The 18,346-nt window shown below is 67.2% G+C and carries 23 protein-coding genes; 8 read left to right on the top strand and 15 right to left on the bottom strand.

Annotation, left to right across the window (positions count from 1 at the left end; all coding sequences use genetic code 11):
* Positions 1-5: 5 nt before the first annotated feature.
* On the top strand, positions 6-626 hold the full coding sequence (gmk, locus tag IM738_RS16900) for a guanylate kinase (protein WP_236962220.1): 621 nt from the start codon (positions 6-8) through the stop codon (positions 624-626).
* Positions 627-654: 28 nt separating this feature from the next.
* Complete coding sequence (gene rpoZ, locus IM738_RS16905; protein WP_236962221.1) at positions 655-858, top strand: DNA-directed RNA polymerase subunit omega; 204 nt, start codon at positions 655-657, stop codon at positions 856-858.
* 67 nt (positions 859-925) lie between these two features.
* Here the strand turns inward: rpoZ and nadA are convergent, their stop codons facing one another.
* Together nadA and nadC are read right to left on the bottom strand one after the other, a co-directional pair.
* Positions 926-2,029 carry a quinolinate synthase NadA gene (nadA, locus tag IM738_RS16910; protein ID WP_236962222.1) on the bottom strand — a complete coding sequence of 368 codons (1,104 nt, stop codon included), beginning with the start codon at positions 2,027-2,029 and terminating at the stop codon, positions 926-928.
* Positions 2,030-2,147: 118 nt separating this feature from the next.
* Positions 2,148-3,005: a carboxylating nicotinate-nucleotide diphosphorylase gene (gene nadC, locus IM738_RS16915; RefSeq protein ID WP_236962223.1), complete on the bottom strand. Its 858-nt coding sequence runs from the start codon at positions 3,003-3,005 to the stop codon at positions 2,148-2,150.
* Positions 3,006-3,086: 81 nt separating this feature from the next.
* Here nadC and panB point away from each other — a divergent pair, with 81 nt between their 5' ends.
* On the top strand, positions 3,087-3,974 hold the full coding sequence (gene panB / locus IM738_RS16920) for a 3-methyl-2-oxobutanoate hydroxymethyltransferase (protein WP_236962224.1): 888 nt from the start codon (positions 3,087-3,089) through the stop codon (positions 3,972-3,974).
* A gap of 109 nt (positions 3,975-4,083) precedes the next feature.
* Positions 4,084-4,950, top strand: a complete 867-nt coding sequence (gene panC, locus IM738_RS16925) for a pantoate--beta-alanine ligase (RefSeq protein ID WP_236962225.1) — start codon at positions 4,084-4,086, stop codon at positions 4,948-4,950.
* A gap of 139 nt (positions 4,951-5,089) precedes the next feature.
* Here the strand turns inward: panC and IM738_RS16930 are convergent, their stop codons facing one another.
* From IM738_RS16930 to IM738_RS16945, 4 genes are all read right to left on the bottom strand, one after another.
* Positions 5,090-6,112, bottom strand: coding sequence for an NAD(P)H-dependent glycerol-3-phosphate dehydrogenase (locus IM738_RS16930; protein ID WP_236962226.1), 1,023 nt, complete (start codon positions 6,110-6,112; stop codon positions 5,090-5,092).
* Between the two features lie 21 nt (positions 6,113-6,133).
* On the bottom strand, positions 6,134-6,589 hold the full coding sequence (gene secB / locus IM738_RS16935) for a protein-export chaperone SecB (RefSeq protein WP_236962227.1): 456 nt from the start codon (positions 6,587-6,589) through the stop codon (positions 6,134-6,136).
* A 99-nt stretch (positions 6,590-6,688) separates the two neighbouring features.
* Entirely contained in the window at positions 6,689-6,946 is a 258-nt protein-coding gene (gene grxC / locus IM738_RS16940) for a glutaredoxin 3 (RefSeq protein ID WP_236962228.1), read from the bottom strand.
* Between the two features lie 132 nt (positions 6,947-7,078).
* On the bottom strand, positions 7,079-7,492 hold the full coding sequence (locus IM738_RS16945) for a rhodanese-like domain-containing protein (protein ID WP_236962229.1): 414 nt from the start codon (positions 7,490-7,492) through the stop codon (positions 7,079-7,081).
* Positions 7,493-7,597: 105 nt separating this feature from the next.
* On the opposite strand from IM738_RS16945, the gene gpmA reads away from it, so the two are divergent.
* From gpmA to IM738_RS16960, 3 genes are all read left to right on the top strand, one after another.
* Complete coding sequence (gpmA, locus tag IM738_RS16950) at positions 7,598-8,341, top strand: 2,3-diphosphoglycerate-dependent phosphoglycerate mutase (RefSeq protein ID WP_236962230.1); 744 nt, start codon at positions 7,598-7,600, stop codon at positions 8,339-8,341.
* Between the two features lie 122 nt (positions 8,342-8,463).
* On the top strand, positions 8,464-9,945 hold the full coding sequence (locus IM738_RS16955) for a S41 family peptidase (protein ID WP_236966344.1): 1,482 nt from the start codon (positions 8,464-8,466) through the stop codon (positions 9,943-9,945).
* A 23-nt stretch (positions 9,946-9,968) separates the two neighbouring features.
* On the top strand, positions 9,969-10,721 hold the full coding sequence (locus IM738_RS16960; protein ID WP_236962231.1) for a HesA/MoeB/ThiF family protein: 753 nt from the start codon (positions 9,969-9,971) through the stop codon (positions 10,719-10,721).
* A 15-nt stretch (positions 10,722-10,736) separates the two neighbouring features.
* On the opposite strand, the gene IM738_RS16965 is transcribed toward IM738_RS16960, so the two are convergent.
* The 6 genes from IM738_RS16965 to IM738_RS16990 form a co-directional block, all read right to left on the bottom strand.
* A complete protein-coding gene (locus tag IM738_RS16965) occupies positions 10,737-11,270 on the bottom strand; it encodes a thermonuclease family protein (protein ID WP_236962232.1) in 534 nt (177 codons plus the stop codon).
* Positions 11,271-11,304: 34 nt separating this feature from the next.
* Complete coding sequence (locus IM738_RS16970) at positions 11,305-11,970, bottom strand: YitT family protein (RefSeq protein WP_236962233.1); 666 nt, start codon at positions 11,968-11,970, stop codon at positions 11,305-11,307.
* Positions 11,971-12,039: 69 nt separating this feature from the next.
* Positions 12,040-12,591, bottom strand: a complete 552-nt coding sequence (locus tag IM738_RS16975) for a hypothetical protein (RefSeq protein WP_236962234.1) — start codon at positions 12,589-12,591, stop codon at positions 12,040-12,042.
* Positions 12,592-12,601: 10 nt separating this feature from the next.
* Positions 12,602-13,816 (bottom strand): 6-phosphofructokinase, encoded by a 1,215-nt coding sequence (locus IM738_RS16980; RefSeq protein WP_236962235.1) that lies wholly within the window; start codon positions 13,814-13,816, stop codon positions 12,602-12,604.
* A gap of 81 nt (positions 13,817-13,897) precedes the next feature.
* A complete protein-coding gene (locus tag IM738_RS16985; protein ID WP_236962236.1) occupies positions 13,898-14,470 on the bottom strand; it encodes a preprotein translocase subunit YajC in 573 nt (190 codons plus the stop codon).
* Positions 14,471-14,491: 21 nt separating this feature from the next.
* A complete protein-coding gene (locus tag IM738_RS16990; protein WP_236962237.1) occupies positions 14,492-15,010 on the bottom strand; it encodes a TspO/MBR family protein in 519 nt (172 codons plus the stop codon).
* A 147-nt stretch (positions 15,011-15,157) separates the two neighbouring features.
* Here IM738_RS16990 and IM738_RS16995 point away from each other — a divergent pair, with 147 nt between their 5' ends.
* Positions 15,158-16,219 (top strand): histone deacetylase family protein, encoded by a 1,062-nt coding sequence (locus IM738_RS16995; RefSeq protein WP_236962238.1) that lies wholly within the window; start codon positions 15,158-15,160, stop codon positions 16,217-16,219.
* Positions 16,220-16,526: 307 nt separating this feature from the next.
* On the opposite strand, the gene IM738_RS17000 is transcribed toward IM738_RS16995, so the two are convergent.
* The 3 genes from IM738_RS17000 to IM738_RS17010 are packed head-to-tail and all read right to left on the bottom strand — an operon-like array spanning position 16,527 to position 18,135.
* Positions 16,527-17,096, bottom strand: a complete 570-nt coding sequence (locus tag IM738_RS17000) for a DUF3455 domain-containing protein (RefSeq protein ID WP_236962239.1) — start codon at positions 17,094-17,096, stop codon at positions 16,527-16,529.
* A 47-nt stretch (positions 17,097-17,143) separates the two neighbouring features.
* Positions 17,144-17,536, bottom strand: coding sequence for a c-type cytochrome (locus tag IM738_RS17005; RefSeq protein ID WP_236962240.1), 393 nt, complete (start codon positions 17,534-17,536; stop codon positions 17,144-17,146).
* Positions 17,536-18,135 carry a ferritin-like domain-containing protein gene (locus IM738_RS17010; RefSeq protein WP_236962241.1) on the bottom strand — a complete coding sequence of 200 codons (600 nt, stop codon included), beginning with the start codon at positions 18,133-18,135 and terminating at the stop codon, positions 17,536-17,538. The genes IM738_RS17005 and IM738_RS17010 overlap by 1 nt, the downstream gene beginning before the upstream one ends.
* Positions 18,136-18,346: the final 211 nt, after the last annotated feature.

Genomic DNA, 18,346 nt, shown 5'->3' on the forward strand with positions numbered 1-18,346 from the left:
ATTCCATGGAATACCCCGGAAACCTGTTTGTCGTCGCCGCCCCGAGTGGGGCCGGTAAATCCAGTCTGGTGAAGGCATTGATGGAGCTCGACGCACGCGTCGTGCCATCGGTCTCGCACACCACGCGCCCCCCGCGCGGCCAGGAGCTGCACGGGCGCGAGTACTACTTCGTGAGCCGTGAGACCTTCGACCAGATGGTGTTGCAGGACGGTTTTCTGGAGTGGGCGCTGGTACATGGCAACCGCTATGGCACGTCCAAGCAGGCCATCGAACAGCGCATGGCCCAAGGGGCGGATGTGGTGCTAGAGATCGATTTCCAGGGCGCGATCCAGGTCAAACGCATTTTCCCGAACGCCGTGCTGATCTTCATCCTGCCCCCGAGCTGGGAGGAGCTTCGCTCCCGGCTGGAGCGCCGCGCCGAGGACAGCGCCGAGGTCATTGAAGTCCGGCTACAGAACGCCGCCCACGAGCTGACGCACGCCAAAGAATTCGACTTCGTTATAATCAACGAGTTGTTCGAGCGGGCCCTGTTTGACCTCAAGGCCATCGTCCATGCCCAGCGGCTCAAGTTCGCCGCCCAGCGTATCGCCCGCAGCGATACCTTCAAAGCGCTCAACATCCTCTGAACCCCACCGCATTTACCGAGGCCCGCACATGGCACGCATCACCGTCGAAGACTGTCTGGAAAAAATCCCCAACCGCTTTCAGCTCGTGCTGGCCGCGACCTACCGCGCCCGCATGCTGAGCCAGGGCCATGCGCCCAAGATCGACAGCAAGAACAAGCCTGGCGTGACCGCCCTGCGCGAAATCGCCGAAGGCAAGGTCGGCCTGGAAATGCTGAAAAAAGTGCCGCTCTGAACTTCAGGCGCCCACGAAAAAGCCCGCTGCCAGCGGGCTTTTTCGCTTTTGGCACCACCGAAAGCGTTCAGGCTGCGCCGATGTTCGGCACCAGCGCGCCGGCGTTTTGGCCGCTGCGCAACGCGGCGGTGAATGCCAGCATGCGGTCGATGGGCTGGCGCGCCCGCGGGATCAGTGCCGGGTCCACGTGGATCTGGTTCAGGCCCTTTTCCAGCACCTGCGCCACACCGGCCAGCCCGTTCATGGCCATCCAGGGGCAGTGCGCGCAGCTCTTGCACGTGGCGCTGTTGCCCGCCGTGGGCGCCTCGATGAACACCTTGCCAGGGTTCTGCTGGCGCAGCATGTGCATCATGCCGTTGTCGGTGGCGACGATGAACTCGTTCGAGTCCAGTTCGCGCGCGGCTTTCAGAATGGCCGAGGTTGACCCCACGGCGTCGGCCAGCGCCACCACATCGGCCGGGCTTTCCGGGTGCACCAGCACCTTGGCCTTTGGGTGTTCCCTTTTCAGCGCTTCCAGCTCGAAGGCCTTGAACTCGTCGTGCACGATGCACGAGCCGTTCCACATCAGCATGTCGGCGCCGGTTTCGCGCTGGATGTAGCCACCCAGGTGCTTGTCGGGCGCCCACAGGATTTTGTGTCCCTTGTCCTTGAGGGCGCGCACGATGTCGAGTGCGCAGCTGGACGTGACGAGCCAGTCGGAACGCGCCTTCACTGCGGCGCTGGTGTTGGCATAGACCACCACGGTGCGGTCGGGGTGGGCATCACAGAACGCGCTGAATTCGTCGATGGGACAGCCCAGGTCGAGCGAGCAATTGGCGTCCAGATCGGGCATGAGCACGGTTTTCTCCGGGCTCAGGATTTTCGCGGTCTCGCCCATGAAACGCACGCCCGAGACCACCAGCGTCTGCGCTGCGTGGTCGCGCCCAAAGCGCGCCATCTCCAGTGAATCGCTGACGATGCCACCGGTCTCGACCGCCAGGTCCTGCAGGTCGGGGTGTACGTAGTAGTGCGACACCATCACCGCGTTGCGCTCCTTGAGCAAGGCACGGATGCGCTCCTTGAGCTCGGCGCGCTGCTTCGGGCCGGGTTCCACCGGCACCCGCGCCCAGGCGTGTTTCGTCGGGCAGGCCGGCTGCTCGTATTCGACGTCGATGATGGCTTCGTTGCTCATGATGAAAACTCCAAAAACTCAGAGCGAAATGCCCGAACCCAGAACGCTTTGATCCCAGCTTTTCCGGGCCGCATCGCACTGCCTCTCGAGGAGGTCTGGCGAAGCACGGCGGGGGTGTTCAATTCATCCGCATGGAAAAATCGATGGCCTTGACGTCCTTGGTCAAGGCCCCAATGGAGATGCGGTCCACCCCGGTCTCTGCCAGGGCCCGCACCGTCTGCAGGTTCACACCCCCGGAGATCTCCAGAATCGCCCGGCCCGCGTTGCGGCGCACGGCTTCCTGCAGCATGGGGATGTCCATGTTGTCCAGCAGCACCATCTGCGCCCCGCAATCCAGCGCTTCATCCAGCTGCGCCAGGGTCTCGACCTCGATCTCGACGAAATGCGCCTGAGGGGCGGTGTCCTGCACCCGCTTCAACACAGCGCCCACACCACCGGCAGCGGCGATGTGGTTTTCCTTGATCAGCACCGCGTCGTAAAGGCCGATGCGGTGGTTCACGCCTCCACCGGTTTTCACCGCGTACTTCTGCGCGAGCCGCAGGCCGGGAAGGGTCTTGCGTGTGTCCACGATGGCCGCGCGCGTGCCCTGGACGGCATCGACGAACACCGCCGTCTTCGTGGCCACCGCCGAGAGCAGCTGCAGGAAGTTGAGCGCGGTGCGCTCGGCGGTCAACAGCGCCTGTGCTTTGCCTTCGATCTCCAGCACCACCTGATCGGTCGCACAGCGTTGGCCCTCACCCACGTGCCAGGTCAGCCGCGCCGAGGGGTCACACGCCAGCACAGCGGCCTCGACCCAGGGTTCGCCACAGATCACGGCCGGTTCGCGCGCGAGGATGCGTGCACGGGCAGTTCGCGAGCGGTCCACGAGAGCCGCCGTGAGGTCACCGGTGCCCACATCTTCGGCCAAGGCTCGGGCCACGTCGCTGCGGGCGAGTTCGACCAGGTCGGCGGCGGTGAAATCTGACAGGTGTTTCATGGGCAGAAGCATAACGGGAAGGGGCACACGGGATGGACTATAGTCCGCCCCATTCCGACCACCTGCCGAGGGGACATCACCATGAGCCAGCCCACCGCCCAGCCCGCCACCGGTACGCCCTACGGCACCCTGCCCTCGGCGTCGCCCTTGCCGCAACGCAAGCCGGTGAGCCTGCCGCGATTGCAGGAAATGCGCGACCGCGGCGAGAAGATCACCATGCTGACCGCCTACGACGCGACCTTCGCCGCCGTGGCCGATGCGGCCGGCGTGGAATGCATCCTGGTGGGCGACTCGCTGGGCATGGTCTGCCAGGGGCTTTCCAGCACCGTGGGGGTGAGCCTGGAGACCATGAGGTACCACACCGAAAGCGTGGTGCGCGGCATGCTGCGCGTGCAGGCCACGGCCTGGGTGATTGGCGATCTGCCCTTTGGCAGCTACCACGAGAGCAAGGAACAGGCGCTGCGCAGCGCCTCGGTGCTGATGCAGGCCGGCGCCCACATGGTCAAACTCGAAGGCGGCGGCTGGACGGCCGACACCGTGCGTTTCCTGGTCGAGCGCGGCATCCCGGTGTGCGCCCACCTGGGCCTCACCCCCCAGACCGTTCACGCGCTGGGTGGCTACCGGGTGCAGGGTCGCGGCGACGCCGCCGCCCTGGTCTTGAGACGCCATGCCGCCGAACTGCAGGACGCGGGCGCCACCATGATGGTGCTCGAGATGGTGCCCGCCACCGTGTCCACGGAGATCACCAACGAACTCAAGACCTGCCACACCATCGGCATCGGGGCGGGCAAAGGCACGGCCGGCCAGGTGCTGGTGATGCACGACATGCTGGGCATCAACCTCGGCAAGAACCCGAAGTTCGTGCGCAATTTCATGGACGGTGCCAGCAGCGTGCGCGAGGCGATGGCCGCCTACGTCGCGGCGGTGAAAGACGGCAGCTTCCCCGACGACACGCTGCACGCCTGGTAGCTGGATCACCTCCGCAGCGCCTTCGGCGCTACCCTCTCAAGGGGGCGGCGCTGGCGGCCCGGCAAAGCCGGTTCCGCGGCGCCCCTCGACAAGACTTCCCATCGCTCCTATGCAACTCGTCCACACCATCCAAGACCTCCGCTCCGCGCTGCGGCCGTTCAACTCGCCGGCTTTTGTGCCGACCATGGGCAACCTGCACGAGGGGCATCTGGACCTGGTGCACACGGCACAGCCGCTGGGTGATGTGACGGTGTCCAGCATCTTCGTCAACCGCCTGCAGTTTGCGCCCCACGAAGATTTCGACACCTACCCGCGCACGCTGCAGGCAGACTGCGACCGCCTGGAAAAAGCGGGCTGCGACATCGTGTTTGCGCCGGCCGAGAAGGAGCTCTACCCCGAACCGCAGGGCTACAAGATCCAGCCACCGGCCGATCTGGCCGACATCCTGGAAGGGCATTTCCGCCCGGGCTTTTTCATCGGTGTGTGCACCGTGGTGATGAAGCTGTTCCAGTGCGTGTTTTCCGAAGCCAAGGGGCCACGCCATGCGCTGTTTGGCAAGAAGGACTACCAGCAGCAGATGGTGATCCGGCGCATGGTGCAGCAGTTCGGCATGCCGGTCGAGATCATCGCGGGCGAGACGCAGCGCGCCGCCGATGGCCTGGCGTTGAGTTCGCGCAACGGCTACCTGAGCGAGGCCGAACGCGCCGAGGCGGTGCAACTGTCGCTGGCATTGCGCGCGCTGGCCCGCGACGCCCTGGCCGCAGCGGGCGCCATGCCCGAACAGCTGGAGGGGCTGGAGGCCCGCGCCATGCGCGCGCTGGCGCTGCGAGGCTGGCAGCCCGATTACCTGACGGTGCGGCGTCGAGCCGATCTGCAGTTGCCGAAGACGGCCGACGCGCTGGCCCCTCAATCGCTGGTGGTGCTGGGCGCAGCCCGGTTGGGACGCACGCGCCTGATCGACAACTTCGAGGTGTAGATAGGCCCTCCCCCGCGCCGGGCTTCGCCCGTCACGCCCTCAAGGGGGCGATGCGATTGGCCCGGCGAAGCCGGTTCCACCGCATCCTGGGGTGAAAACACCCCACGCCGGACGCGCAATTGGCTCGACAGCCGCCCGGCTACAGCGCCTCTTCTTTCGGATCGCGCCCCATCAAGGCGGCCACGGCTTGTTCGGGTTTCAGTTGTCCATCGAGCAGCGCCACCACCCCTTCGCTGATCGGCATGTCCACGCCCAGTAGGTGGGCTCGGTGCACCACCGTGCGTGCGCTGTACACGCCTTCGGCCACATGGCCCAGCGAGTCCACCGCCTCGCTCAGTGTCATGCCCTGGGCCAGCAGCTGACCCACCTTGCGGTTGCGGGACAGGTCGCCGGTGGCGGTGAGCACGAGGTCGCCCAGCCCGGAGAGCCCCATGAACGTGTCGGCACGGGCGCCCAGGGCGAGTCCGAGCCGCGTCATTTCGGCCAGGCCGCGCGTGATGAGCGCGGCACGCGCGTTGAGGCCGAGTTGCAGGCCGTCACACAGACCGGTGGCGATGGCGAGCACATTTTTCACCGCGCCCCCCACCTCGACACCCACGCTGTCTTCATTGGCGTAAACCCGCAGCAAAGGGCCGTGGAACGCCGACACCAGCGCATCGCGCACGCCGGCGTGTTCGCTGGCCGCCACCAGCGCGGTGGGTTGGCCACGCGCCACTTCCTGCGCGAAGCTGGGCCCACTGAGCACGCCCGCCCGAAGGCTTGGCGCGACTTGCGCGCGAATTTCATGGCCCAACAGCCCGGGCGCATCGCTCCCGGCCGCCGCGGCCTCAAACCCCTTGCACAGCCAGGCCACTGGCGCTTGCACGTTCGCGAGCCGCTCCAACATGGCCCGCAACGCCGCCATGGGCGTGGCGATCACCACCAGGTCGGAAGTCTTGAGCAGGCCCGACGGCCAGTGCCCGTCGTCACCGGCCAGCGTGAGGCCAGAGGGCAAGGCAACACCGGGCAAATAGCGGCGGTTCTCTCCGTCTGCGCGCATGGCGGCCACCTGTGCCGCATCGCGCGCCCACAGACTGACCCGGTGCGGTTGACCTGGATGACTGGCCGCGCTGATGGCCAGGGCGGTGCCCCAGGCACCCGCGCCGAGCACCACGATGTTCATCGACGGGGACGCCAAACAGACTTACTGCGTGACGATGCGCGGAGCGTCTTCGGCCGCCTGGGCCTGCTGCTGCTCGTACATGGCCTGGAAATTGATTTCGGCCAGGTGCACGGGCGGGAAACCCCCGCGCTGGATCAGGTCGGCCACGTTGCCGCGCAGGTAGGGGTAGACGATCTGCGGGCAGGCGATGCCCATGATCGGGCCCATCTGGTCCTGTGGCAGGTGGCGGATCTCGAAGATGCCGGCCTGCTTGGCTTCGACCAGGAACACGGTCTTGTCCTTGATCTTGGTCTGCACGGTGGCGGTCACGCAGATCTCGTACACACCGTCGGCCACGGGATTGGCTTCCACGCCCAGCTGGATGTCCACCGAGGGCTGCTCCTGCTCCAGCAGGATGGCCGGGGAGTTGGGCTGCTCCAGCGAGGCTTCCTTGAGGTAAACGCGCTGGATCTGGAAGATGGGATCTTGGTCGGCCATAAGAGCTTTCTGAAAAAGTGAAAAGGCAGAAACCCGCCAGGGGACGGGGTCCCGCAGCGGGCTTTGGCGGCGATTATCTCAGCAACGCCACCGGGGAAATCAGGCCTGCAGAAGGGGCACAAGTCCCCCGCTGCGGTCCAGGGCGTGCAGGTCGTCGCAGCCACCCACATGGGTCTCGCCCACGAAGATCTGCGGCACGCTGGTGCGACCGGTGAGCTGGGTCATCCGGGCGCGCAGCTCGGGCTTGCCATCGACCACGATTTCTTCATAGTCGGTCACACCACGCTGCTGCAGCAAGGCCTTGGCACGGCTGCAATAAGGGCAGTAGTCACTGGAATAAATTTTGACGCGGGCCAATTGGCGACTCCTCATTCAGACAAAACAGGACCGGAGCGTGAGACCGAAGCACAGCACACGCCGAAGATCCGGCTCCGCCGGTCCAAAGGCGTGGCCCCCCTGGGGGGAAGCCGCGCAGCGGCGCAGGGGGGATCACTTCTCCACCGGCAGGTTGGCGGAGCGCCAGGCGCCCATGCCACCATTCAGCGAGCGGGCATTCTCGTAGCCCAGCTTCTTGGCGATCGCCACGGCGCGCTTGGAACGCATGCCCGAGGCACAGACCAGCACCACCGGCGTGGCCTTGTTTTTCACGGCGCCGGTCAGTTTGGCCTCCAGCTCGCCCAACGGCAGGTGTTTCGCCCCCACCACGTGGCCCGCCGCAAACTCGTCGGCCCCGCCAATGTCCACCACCACCGCCTTCTCACGGTTCATCAGCTGCACCACCTCGGCCGGCGTGACACCGGCAGCGCCGCCACCACCACCCGAGGCCAGCGCAGGCCACATCAGCATGGCGCCAGAGCTCAACGCCACCAGCAGCAGCATCCAATTGTCGATAAAGAAACTCACAGGCAACCTTTCCAGTTAAGCCTGGGATTTTAGAATGTGTGGCTGGCGCGCGCTGGCATCCCGCCAGCGCGCGCTGTTTTTCGTCCCCAACGCCCCGTCCACCCCATGTACAAACTCGTCCTGATTCGCCACGGCGAATCCACCTGGAATCTCGAAAACCGCTTCACCGGCTGGACCGATGTGGATCTCACGCCCACCGGCGTCTCGCAGGCCATGTCGGCCGGCAAGCTGCTCAAGGCCGAGGGTTACGACTTCGACGTGGCCTACACCAGCGTGCTCAAGCGCGCCATCCACACGCTCTGGTACGCCATGGACGAGATGGACCGCAGCTGGTTGCCGGTGGTCAAGGACTGGCGCCTCAACGAGCGTCACTACGGCGGACTGCAGGGGCTGAACAAGACCGACATGGCCAAACAGTACGGCGACGAACAGGTGCTGATCTGGCGCCGCAGCTACGACACGCCGCCACCGGCCCTGGAGGCCACCGATCCCCGCAGCGAGCGCAGCGACCGTCGCTACGCTGGCCTGCCAGCCGATGCCGTGCCGCTGACCGAGTGCCTGAAGGACACCGTGGCCCGCGTCATGCCGTTCTGGAACGAGGTGCTCGCCCCCACCATCACCAGCGGCCAGCGGGTGGTGATCGCCGCCCATGGCAACAGCATCCGCGCCATGGTGAAGTACCTGGACGGCATCTCCGACGCCGACATCGTGAACCTGAACATCCCCAACGGCATCCCGCTGGTCTACGAACTCGACGCCGATCTCAAGCCCATCAAGAGCTACTACCTGGGCGACGCCGAAGCCGCCGCGAGGGCCGCCGCAGCGGTCGCCGCTCAAGGCAAACACTGAGTGTGCCGATAGCAAGGAACCGAATCGAGGGGCCTTGCTCCAAGGTGTATATTGATTTGCCAGCCCGGTGACGTCACCGCCCAGCTGGCGTCCTTTTTTGGGGTATTTCGATGGGCAAACAAGTGGGTCACAAGCTGAAGATCGCGGGCTGGATCGCCGTGGGCGCGGTGGCCGGGGCGCTGACCACGGTGCAGATGCAGGCCGTGGCCCGCGGTTCGCTGGCCCCCTTGCCACTGGAAGAACTGCAGCAGCTCGCCGCCGTGTTCGGCATGGTCAAGAGCGACTATGTGGAGCCAGTGGACGAGAAAAAGCTCATCTCCGAGGCCATTTCGGGCATGGTCGCCAGCCTTGACCCGCATTCCCAGTACTTCGACAAGAAGTCGTTCAAGGAATTCCGTGAAGGCACCAGCGGCCGCTTCGTCGGCGTGGGCATTGAAATCACCATGGAAGACGGCCTGGTCAAGGTGGTCTCGCCCATCGAAGACTCGCCCGCCTTCCGGGCCGGCCTGAAGTCGGGCGACCTGATCACCAAGATCGACGACACCGCCGTCAAGGGCCTGAGCATCAACGACGCGGTGAAGCTCATGCGCGGCGAGCCGCGCACCAAGGTGCTGCTGAGCATCTTCCGCAAGGACGAAAACCGCACCTTCCCCGTCACGATCACCCGTGAAGAGATCAAGACCCAGAGCGTGAAGACCAAGATGGTCGAGCCCGGTTACGCCTGGGTTCGCGTGTCGCAGTTCCAGGACCGCACCATCGAGGATTTCGCCAAGAAGGTCGAAGACCTGTACAAGGCCGACCCGAAGATCAAGGGCTTGGTGCTCGACCTGCGCAACGACCCGGGCGGCCTGCTGGACGCGGCCGTGGCGCTCTCGGCCGCTTTCCTGCCGGAAAACGTGACCGTGGTCTCGACCAACGGCCAGCTCGCCGACAGCAAGTTTGTCTACACCGCCGCGCCCCAGCACTACCTGCGCCGCGGTGGCAGCGACCCGATCAAGCGCCTGACCGAAGCCACCAAGGGCGCATTGAAGAGCGTGCCCATGGTCGTGCTGGTCAACGAAGGCTCCGCCTCGGCCAGCGAGATCGTGGCCGGTGCCCTGCAAGACCACAAGCGCGGCACCATCCTGGGCAGCCAGACCTTCGGCAAGGGCTCGGTGCAGACCGTGCGCCCGCTCGGTCCCGACACCGGCCTCAAGCTCACCACCGCGCGGTATTACACGCCGGGCGGCAAGTCGATCCAGGCCAAGGGCATCGTGCCCGACGTGATGGTCGACGAGACGCTGGAAGGCAATGTGTTTGCCGCGCTGCGCACCCGTGAAGCCGACCTGACCAAGCACCTGACCAACGGCAAGGAAGCCAAGCCGGGCGAAACCCCGATGACCGACGCCCAGCGCGCCGCCGAGCAGGTGCGTGAGCAAGACCGCGAAACCGCCCGCAAGCGCCTGGAAGACGAGGCCAAGAAGAACCCCGGCCAGCGCCTGATCCCCGAGTTCGGCAGTGAAAAAGACTTCCAGCTGCAGCAGGCGCTGAACAAGCTCAAGGGTCGCCCGGTGCTGGTCAGCAAGACGCAGACCGAGCGCGAAGAAGAGAAGAAAGACAACTGATCGCAGAGCGACGGACCACGGCCTTGGACGACCAGCAACTCCTGCGCTACTCGCGCCACATCCTGCTCAACGAGCTGGGCATTGAGGGTCAGGAACAGCTGCTGGCGTCCCACGCGCTGGTGATCGGCGCGGGCGGCCTGGGTTCGCCGGTGGCGCTCTACCTTGGCAGCGCCGGCGTGGGCCGCATCACCGTGGTGGACCACGACGTGGTCGATGAAACCAATCTGCAGCGGCAGATCGCGCACACCCTGGATCGTGTGGGGCAAGCCAAAGCCGAGTCGGTGAAGGCGGCGATTGCCGCCATCAACCCCGACCCACAAGTCAATGCGCTGGTGCAACGTGCCGACGACGCCCTGCTCGACCAGCTGCTGCCCGACGTGAACGTGGTCATCGACTGCTGCGACAACTTCGCCACCCGCCACCTGGTCAACCGCGCCTGCGTGCGCCACGGCGTGCCGCTGGTGTCGGGCGCGGCGATCCGCATGGACGGACAGCTCAGCGTGTACGACCCGCGCGACAGCGCCTCACCCTGCTACGCCTGCGTGTTCCCCGAAACCAGCGACGTGGAAGAAACGCGCTGCGCCACCATGGGCGTGTTCGCGCCGCTGGTGGGCATCGTCGGCACCATGCAGGCGGCCGAAGCGCTCAAGCTGATGTGCGGCATGGGTTCGCGCCTGACCGGGCAGCTGCTGATGATCGACGGACGCGACCTGTCGTTCAACCAGATCGCGCTGCCGCGTCAACCAGGCTGCGCGGTCTGCGGCCACCCGCACTGAACGGAAGGCGGTCGATCAGGGCCAGGGGCAAGGCCCGTTCCGGCGGCGGAAATCGCGCGGCACCTCGGGCCGATCCTGGGCAAACAGGCCCTTGCGCCGTTCGCGGGCCCGCTCTTCCTGTTCGGCATAGGGCCCGTTGCTGTGGCGCCAGTGGTACGACCAGGCGTGGCCCTCGCTGACCAGCCAGCCGGCCACGTCCTCGTCGCCCAGTTGCAGCTTCACCAGCGGGCGGCCGTAATCGTCGCGGCGGCGTTCGCGCACCACGACCACCTTCTCCAGCAGGCGCGCAGCGAGCGCCTCCTTGGACGCCAGACCTCCGTCCTGGCAGATCTCCGGTGCGTCAATGCCGTCGATCCGCAGCTTGCGGTATTTGCCGCCGGTCAGTGGCTTGACCCACAGCGTGTCGCCGTCGGACACGCGGGTCACCCGCGCTTCGTAGCTGGCATCGGCCCGTGGTGGGAAGTTGGGTTTGGCGGCGTCCTGCGCTCCGGCAGCGCTGCCCGCGAACGACAGAAGCGCCGCGCTGAAAACAAATGATGGAAACAACATGCCGCGAGTCTGCCAGCTTTGCCGGCCGGCCCGCTCACACCGCCATGTAACGCCCCGGCCGGTGGTTGATCGCCAGCGTCATGTTGAGCACCACCGCCCCCAGCACCGACCAGGCGATCTGCGGCGGCGCACGCACCGAGAAGGCGGCGAGCACGATGGCGCAGTCCAGCGCCATCTGCAGGTGGCCCGCGCGCCAGCCAAACCGCTCCTGCAGGTAGAGCACCAGCACGTTGAAACCACCCAGGCTGGCCCGGTGCCGGAACAGCATCAGCATGCCCGCGCCCATCAGCAAGCCGCCGGCCACCGCCGCGAAACCGGGCGCCAGCGCGCCGATCTGAATCCAGCCCGGCACCAGGTGCGCCAGCAGCGAGAGCAGGCCCACCGCGACAAAGGTCTTGACCGTGAAGCGAGCGCCCATGCGCCGCCAGGCCAGGGCATAAAACGGCAGGTTGATCAGGAAAAACACCGCACTGAAGCTCCAGCCCGTGGCGTAGTGCACGAGGAACGCCAGCCCGGCGGTGCCGCCCGTGAGCAGCCCCACGTGGCCAAACAGCACCACGCCGAGCGCCACAAACAGGGTGCCGGTCAGCAGCGCTTGCGCGTCTTCGTGCGGCTTGTGGCGCCCGGGCGCGGCGGCTGGCGAGCGCGCAAGCGGCGGAGCCGAAGCGGAAGGACGGAACAGGCGCAGCAATGCCGACATGGACGAACCGGATGTGAGGGAGGAGGCGCAGAGTGTCGGCCCCACGGGCCGCGCCGCCTTTGACCCAGGTCAGGACCGGGGCACGCCGCCTGAGCCGTCCGTCAGTTCGCTCAGCGGCAGCGCGTCGATCGGGGACAGCCCGGCGCGCACGGCGGCCAGCCGGTTCTCCAGCGCGTGGACCGACGCTGCGGCACGGGGATCATCGGGCCATGCCCGGTCGTCGCGCGTCAGCCGCAGGCGGTGGCGACGGCGCAGCAGGCCGCCCAGCGGGTCGACGTGCAGCCGGTAAAAGCAGCGCATGCCGTAGTGAAGGTGCAGCGTGTGGCCGTCCAGCGGCCAATGGTTGTTCAGCAAGAACGAGTCGTACATGACACCCAGCTTCGCCTCGGCCAGCACCTGGAAACGGTCGTCCAGCAGCGTGAAGCTGTTCGCCTCTTCAAAGGGGCAGTCGAACGAGGTGATCAGCAGATGCCCGTGCGCGCAGCGGTACTGCGCCTCGATCACGTAGCCTTCGATCTGTGTGCCGGTGGGCACGCCGTCGCACAGCAGCGCGGTCTTGACCGGCCAGTGTTCATACGGCCCTTCGTGCTTCGCCAGCGAGAAGCGCTGCTGTGCCTCCATCGGCCCGCGCTCAGGGCCGCAGCACCTTGGCCACCGGGTTGTTGCGCAGGCGGTAGGCGTCGGGCATGTCCGAGCCCAGCAGCGGGCGCAGGTAGAGGCGGAAGGCGTCGGTCACATCCGTGCCGCTGGCGCTGATGAACTCGTCTTCCATCGTGCGCGTCTTGCCGGCCACGGCGTCCAGCGGGAGCAGCTCGTAGTCGGCCGAATAGAAGCCGGTGCGCTTGATCGCCACCGAGCCGTCGACCTGGCCCCACATCGCGAACTGCACGGCTTTTTCGCCCACCTCGCGCGCCTCGCGCTGGTCCACGTCGGACACACACCCGATGAAGCTGCGCTGCAGGTAGCCGAAGGTGTCGCCGCGCACGCGCTTGATGCCCAGCCGGTTCTTGATCTCCTCGCACAGCAGGTCGGCCAGCGCGCCGGTGCCGGAGAGCTGCACGTTGCCGTGCGCGTCCTTCTCCACGTCCTTGGCCAGTTGGGTGATGATGGGCTGCCCCGAGGCGTCGTGGATACCTTCGCTCACCGCGATCACACAGCGGCCGTGGCGCTCATACATCGCCTTCACATCGGCCAGGAACTTCGGGATCTCGAACACGCGTTCGGGCACGTAGATGAGGTGCGGGCCGTCGTCGGGAAACTTCTTGCCCAGCGCGGACGCGGCCGTGAGAAAGCCCGCGTGCCGGCCCATCACCACGCCCACGTAGACGCCGGGCAGCGACGCGTTGTCAAGGTTCGCCCCGGCAAAGGCCTGGGCCACGAAGCGCGCCGCCGAGGGGAACCCGGGCGTGTGGTCGTTGCCCACCAGGTCGTTGTCGATGGTCTTGGGAATGTGGATCGAGCGCAGCGGGTAGTTGGCCTTGTGCGCCTCCTCGCTCACGATGCGCACCGTGTCCGACGAGTCGTTGCCACCGATGTAGAAGAAGTGCTCGATCTCGTGGGCGCGAAGCACCTTGAAGATTTCCTGGCAGTACTTCAGGTCGGGCTTGTCGCGCGTGGAGCCCAGCGCCGAGGCCGGCGTGCGCGCCACGGCTTCCAGGTTGTGGCTGGTCTCCTGCGTGAGGTCGACGAAGTTCTCGTCCACGATGCCGCGCACGCCGTGGCGCGCGCCGTAGACCCGCTTCACGTTCTGGAAGCGCCGCGCCTCCAGGGCCACGCCCACCAGCGACTGGTTGATCACGGCGGTCGGGCCGCCGCCCTGGGCGACGAGGATTTTTCCGGATGACATGGGTTGCTCCTTCGAAGAGGGATGAGGACTACGGCGCTTCAACGCCAGAAAACCATGGGAGAAAACACGCTGTACGCGCTGCTATGGGCGCGGCTGGTCCATGGCGTCTGCCGCCATCATGCCGGCGCCCAGCCCGCCGGCCCCCGCCGCACCACCCACGCCGCCACCTCCGCCACCCCCACCGCCGGCCCGGCCGGCTCCGCCGCCCTCGCCGCGACCGGAACGCACACCGCTGCCGGGCCCGGACGCCGGGAGCACCAACGACCTGGGGATGGGCGCCAGCCCGAGCTGGGTGCGCAGATCGAAGCGCAGCTCGTTGATCAGGGGTTGATAGTCCACAGGCTCGCCACGGGTGAGCGAGAGCGCATACCCGGCGGCAAGTTCAACCTGCCGGAGAGAACCAAACAGCACGATGTCGCCCAGCGCCTCTTCAATCTGGGGCCGGTGTTCGCCCGTGGCAGGCGAGAACGAGCCTGCCAGCGAGCGATAGGCCGCCACCAGCGACTTGAGCCGTTCCGTTTCCTGGCGGTTCTCCCGCTGGCGTTGCTGCTGCATGCGCTGCATGACGAAGATGCGGATGGCGAGCAGGAACACGGCGACGATCAGCGAGGCGATGATCGAGAGCGGCAGAGGACCCAGGTCAGAGAGTTGCATGATTCAAGCGTGGGGACACCCTCACCCCAAGATGGCCGGATTGGCCTGCCACAGCACCCAGTTGAGGTACGACGCAAACGCCACCCAGGCCAGGTAGGGCAGCAGCAAGGCACCCGCCAGCGGCCGGATGCGCCAGAACGCGGCGCAGGTGAGCGCGATCAGCACCCAGAACACCAGCACTTCGGCAAACGCCCAGCCGCCCTGTTGCCAGGCGAAGAACAGCCAGCTCCACAGCGCGTTGGCCGCGAGCTGCGCCACGAACAGGCCGAGCGCCCGGCGGCGGGCCGTGGGCTCGGCCGGCGCGCGCCAGACCAGCCAGGCAGCGATGGCCATCATCGTGAACAACACCGTCCACACCGGGCCGAACAGCCAGCCGGGCGGTGCCCAGGCGGGTTGCACGAGCCCACTGTAGAAGGTCTTGGCATTGGCAGACGCCACGGCTCCCGCTCCGGCGGTGGCAAAACACAGGGCCATCCAGCCGGCGAGGCCGATGAGTTGCTGGCTGCGGGTGCGGTTGCGCGGAAGCTGCTGCATCGTCATGGGGAGGTGCTCGGGTCGGGGCGGGCCAACACGGGGTCGGCGCCAACCATGCATCGTAGTGCGGTTTGCCGCGCCCGTCGGTCCGGCACCGCACCACCCGGGCGAAGTGGTCTCGACCGCCGGCGAGCGCCGTGACACACTGCGCCGATGAAAACCTTCCACAACCCCCACCACGCGCTGCACCAGGGGCGCGAAGAGATGTTCCGTGGCCGCATGGTCCCCTGCCACGAGGTGCCGGCGCGGCTGGACTATGTGCTGGCCGAGCTGCAGCGGCGCTCGCTGGGCGGCCTGCACACGCCGGAGGTGAACGACGCCGAGCTGGACACCGCCATCGGCCGGGTGCACGGCGCGCGCTACACGGCCTTCCTCGCCAGCGCATGGGATGAGTGGGTGGCGATGGACCCGGCGAACGCTCAGCGCGACGCCCTGCCCTCGGTCTGGCCACTCGGCAACCGACACGCCTTCCGCACCGACGTGCTGCCGCAGAACTTCGCGGCGCGCCTCGGCCTGTTTTCGTACGACTCGGGTTCGCCGCTGACGGCGGGCACCTGGGCTGCGGCGCGCGGGGGCGCGGCCTGCGCGTTGGCGGCGGCGCGCGAGCTGCTGGCCGGCGAGCGCGCGGCGTTTGCGCTCACCCGCCCGCCCGGCCACCACGCGGGGCCGGACTTTTTCGGCGGCTACTGTTTCCTGAACAACTCCGCCATCGCGGCCCAAGCCTTGCGCGACGGCGGCAAACAGCGCGTGGCGGTGCTGGACGTGGACTACCACCACGGCAACGGCACGCAGACCATCTTCTACGAGCGCGCCGACGTGTTCACCGCCTCGGTGCACGGCGACCCCGCCACCGAGTACCCCTTCTTCCTCGGTCATGCCGACGAGCGCGGCGCGGGCGCGGGAGAAGGCTTCAACCTCAACCAGCCGCTGCCGCGCGGCACCGGCTTCGAGGCCTGGTGCGCCGCGCTGGACACCGCCATCGACGCGATCGACGACTTCAACGCCGACGCGCTGGTGGTGCCCATGGGCCTGGACACCTTCGAGGGCGATCCGATCTCGGGCTTCACCCTCAAGAGCGAGGACTACGACACCGTGGGCCGCCTGCTCGCGGCGGCCGGCGTGCCCACGGTCTTCGTCTTCGAAGGCGGTTACGCGGTGGCCGAGGTCGGCGTCAACGCGGTCAACCTGCTGGAAGGCTTCTGTCGCTCGATCTGAAGTGAAGCACCCCCCGCGCCGCTTCGCGTCACCCCCCTCAAGGGGGGCGGCACTGGCCGTCTGGCGGAGCCAGCCCGGCGGTGCCCTTGGTTGGCACCGTTTCAGGGCGCCTAGGTGGCGCTCCGGCGGCGAGAAAAGCCAATGTGAATTTGCCTTCAAACGTCTCTTTTGATTGCAACACCATTCCCCAACAACCACACCGCCAAGCCAGCAGAAGCGCCATCCCAGAGGCACCGCCGGGCTGGCTCCGCCAGACGGCCAGTGCCGCCCCCCTTGAGGGGGGTGACGCGAAGCGGCGCGGGGGGTGTTACACAGCGCGCCAGAAGATGTAGTCAGCCTGGTAGTTGACGATCTGCTTGCTGCCCATCGTGGCCGCGTCGCAGGCCATGGCGGGGGCCACGCCGCCCTTGGTGGCCACGCGCTGGATGTGGCTCACGCCCTGCATCGCGCCCATGCCCATGGCGGGGTTGGCTTTCACCAGTTGCAGCGGGATGCTGCCGGCCATGGCGGGCGCCACGGCGAGCTGGGTGGCGGTGAGCTTGGAGCCGTCCATGCTTTCCCAGGTGGCGGGCGGCCCGTAGTACTTGCCGACCTGTTTGCCCATGCGGTCCATCAGCTTGGCGTCGGGGCCGACGAAGACCCACTCGAACTGGCCAGCCATGTCTTTCTTGGCGCGGCACTCGTAGGTGATCTGGCCCACGCCCACGGTTTCCATGATCACCTTGTGGCCGGCGGGCACCTGCACGGCGGCGGGCAAGCCGTCCTGCGAGAAGGTGGCCATTTTCGGCGCCATGGCCGGGCCGCCGGTGGCGCAGGCGGAGAGGGCGAGCACGGCACCGGTGGCGAGCGTGGTGAGGGAAGCGGTACGGAGGGACATGGTGGTTTCCTTGGTGGTTGAAGAAAAGGGGATCACAGAAAAGCGGATCACTGGGCCGGGCGGGCCTGGGCCAGTGACTGGAGAAAAGCGACCACGTCGCGGCGGTCGTCCGCCAACGACAGGCTGTAGCCCATGGCCTGGCCGGGCACCAGCGCTTCCGGGTCGGTGAGCCAGGCCCGCAGCTTGTCGCCGGTCCACACGTGGGTGGCCTGGGCCATGGCGGGCGAGTAGGTGTAGCCCGGCGCCTTGCCTGCGGTGCGGCCCGCCACCGTGCCCAGCGCGGGGCCGACACGGTTCTGGTCGAGGCTGTGGCAGCCGATGCAGCGCGACTCGAACAGCTGGCGGCCCTTGACGGCGTCACCGCCCTGGGCGTGGGCCAGCGGAGCGCCCGCGCCGACCAGCAGCGCGAGCGACCCAGCGGCCAGGGCGCGGGCCGACATCACGCGCCGTAGGACAGGGCGCCGGCGGGCAGCGGACGGCCCAGGGCGCTGGTCAGCACGGTGAAGTGCATGGTCTCGTCGGCGGCCAGGCGCGCGGCGACCTTGGCCAGGTCCTTGCTGCCCAGCGAGGGGATCACGCCGAGGTAGGCGTTGGTGGCGCCCAGCTCCAGGCGGGCGGCGAGGTCGAGCACGTCGGCCTGGCTCTTGAGGGCGCCGGCGTTCAGCGCCTTGGCGTACTCGTCGAGCTTCATCTCGGCCACCGGCTTGCCGCCCAGTTTCTGGATGGTGGCGATCAGCGCGTCGCGGTGCGCCTTGTGGTGGCCCTGGAACTGCACCGCGATGTCGAGCACCGGCTTTTGCAGCAGGCCGCTGCCGGCGCCGAGCTGGTAGGCGTTGATGGCTTCGTGCTCCAGGCCGAGCGCCACGTTGAGGATGGACACGTCTTTGGAGACATCGGCGCTCATGCCTTGCGCCAGCACGTCCTTGCCGGCGAGCAGGGCCACGGCCACGGCCGAGAGGGCGCCGCCGCTGCGCATGAAGCCACGGCGCGAGGCGGGGGTGGCGATGAGAGAAGACGAAGGGGTGACGATGTTTGACATGGCGTGGGTCCTTGGAGGTGAGTGAAGTGGGGCGAACAGCCGGTTCATGTTTTGCTGCACCGACGGCCTGGATACGCAGCGGCCCGACGCACTGGATTCAAGAAACCCTCGATCACCAAGGGAATTGACCGCCACTGAATCCGCCGGTGACCGGGCTGCGTAGTGAGTTCGTCGGGTGCGGTGAATGCGCCCGGCCTGTTTCTCCCCACAC

This window comes from Hydrogenophaga sp. SL48 (assembly GCF_021729865.1).
Taxonomy (GTDB): domain Bacteria; phylum Pseudomonadota; class Gammaproteobacteria; order Burkholderiales; family Burkholderiaceae_C; genus Hydrogenophaga.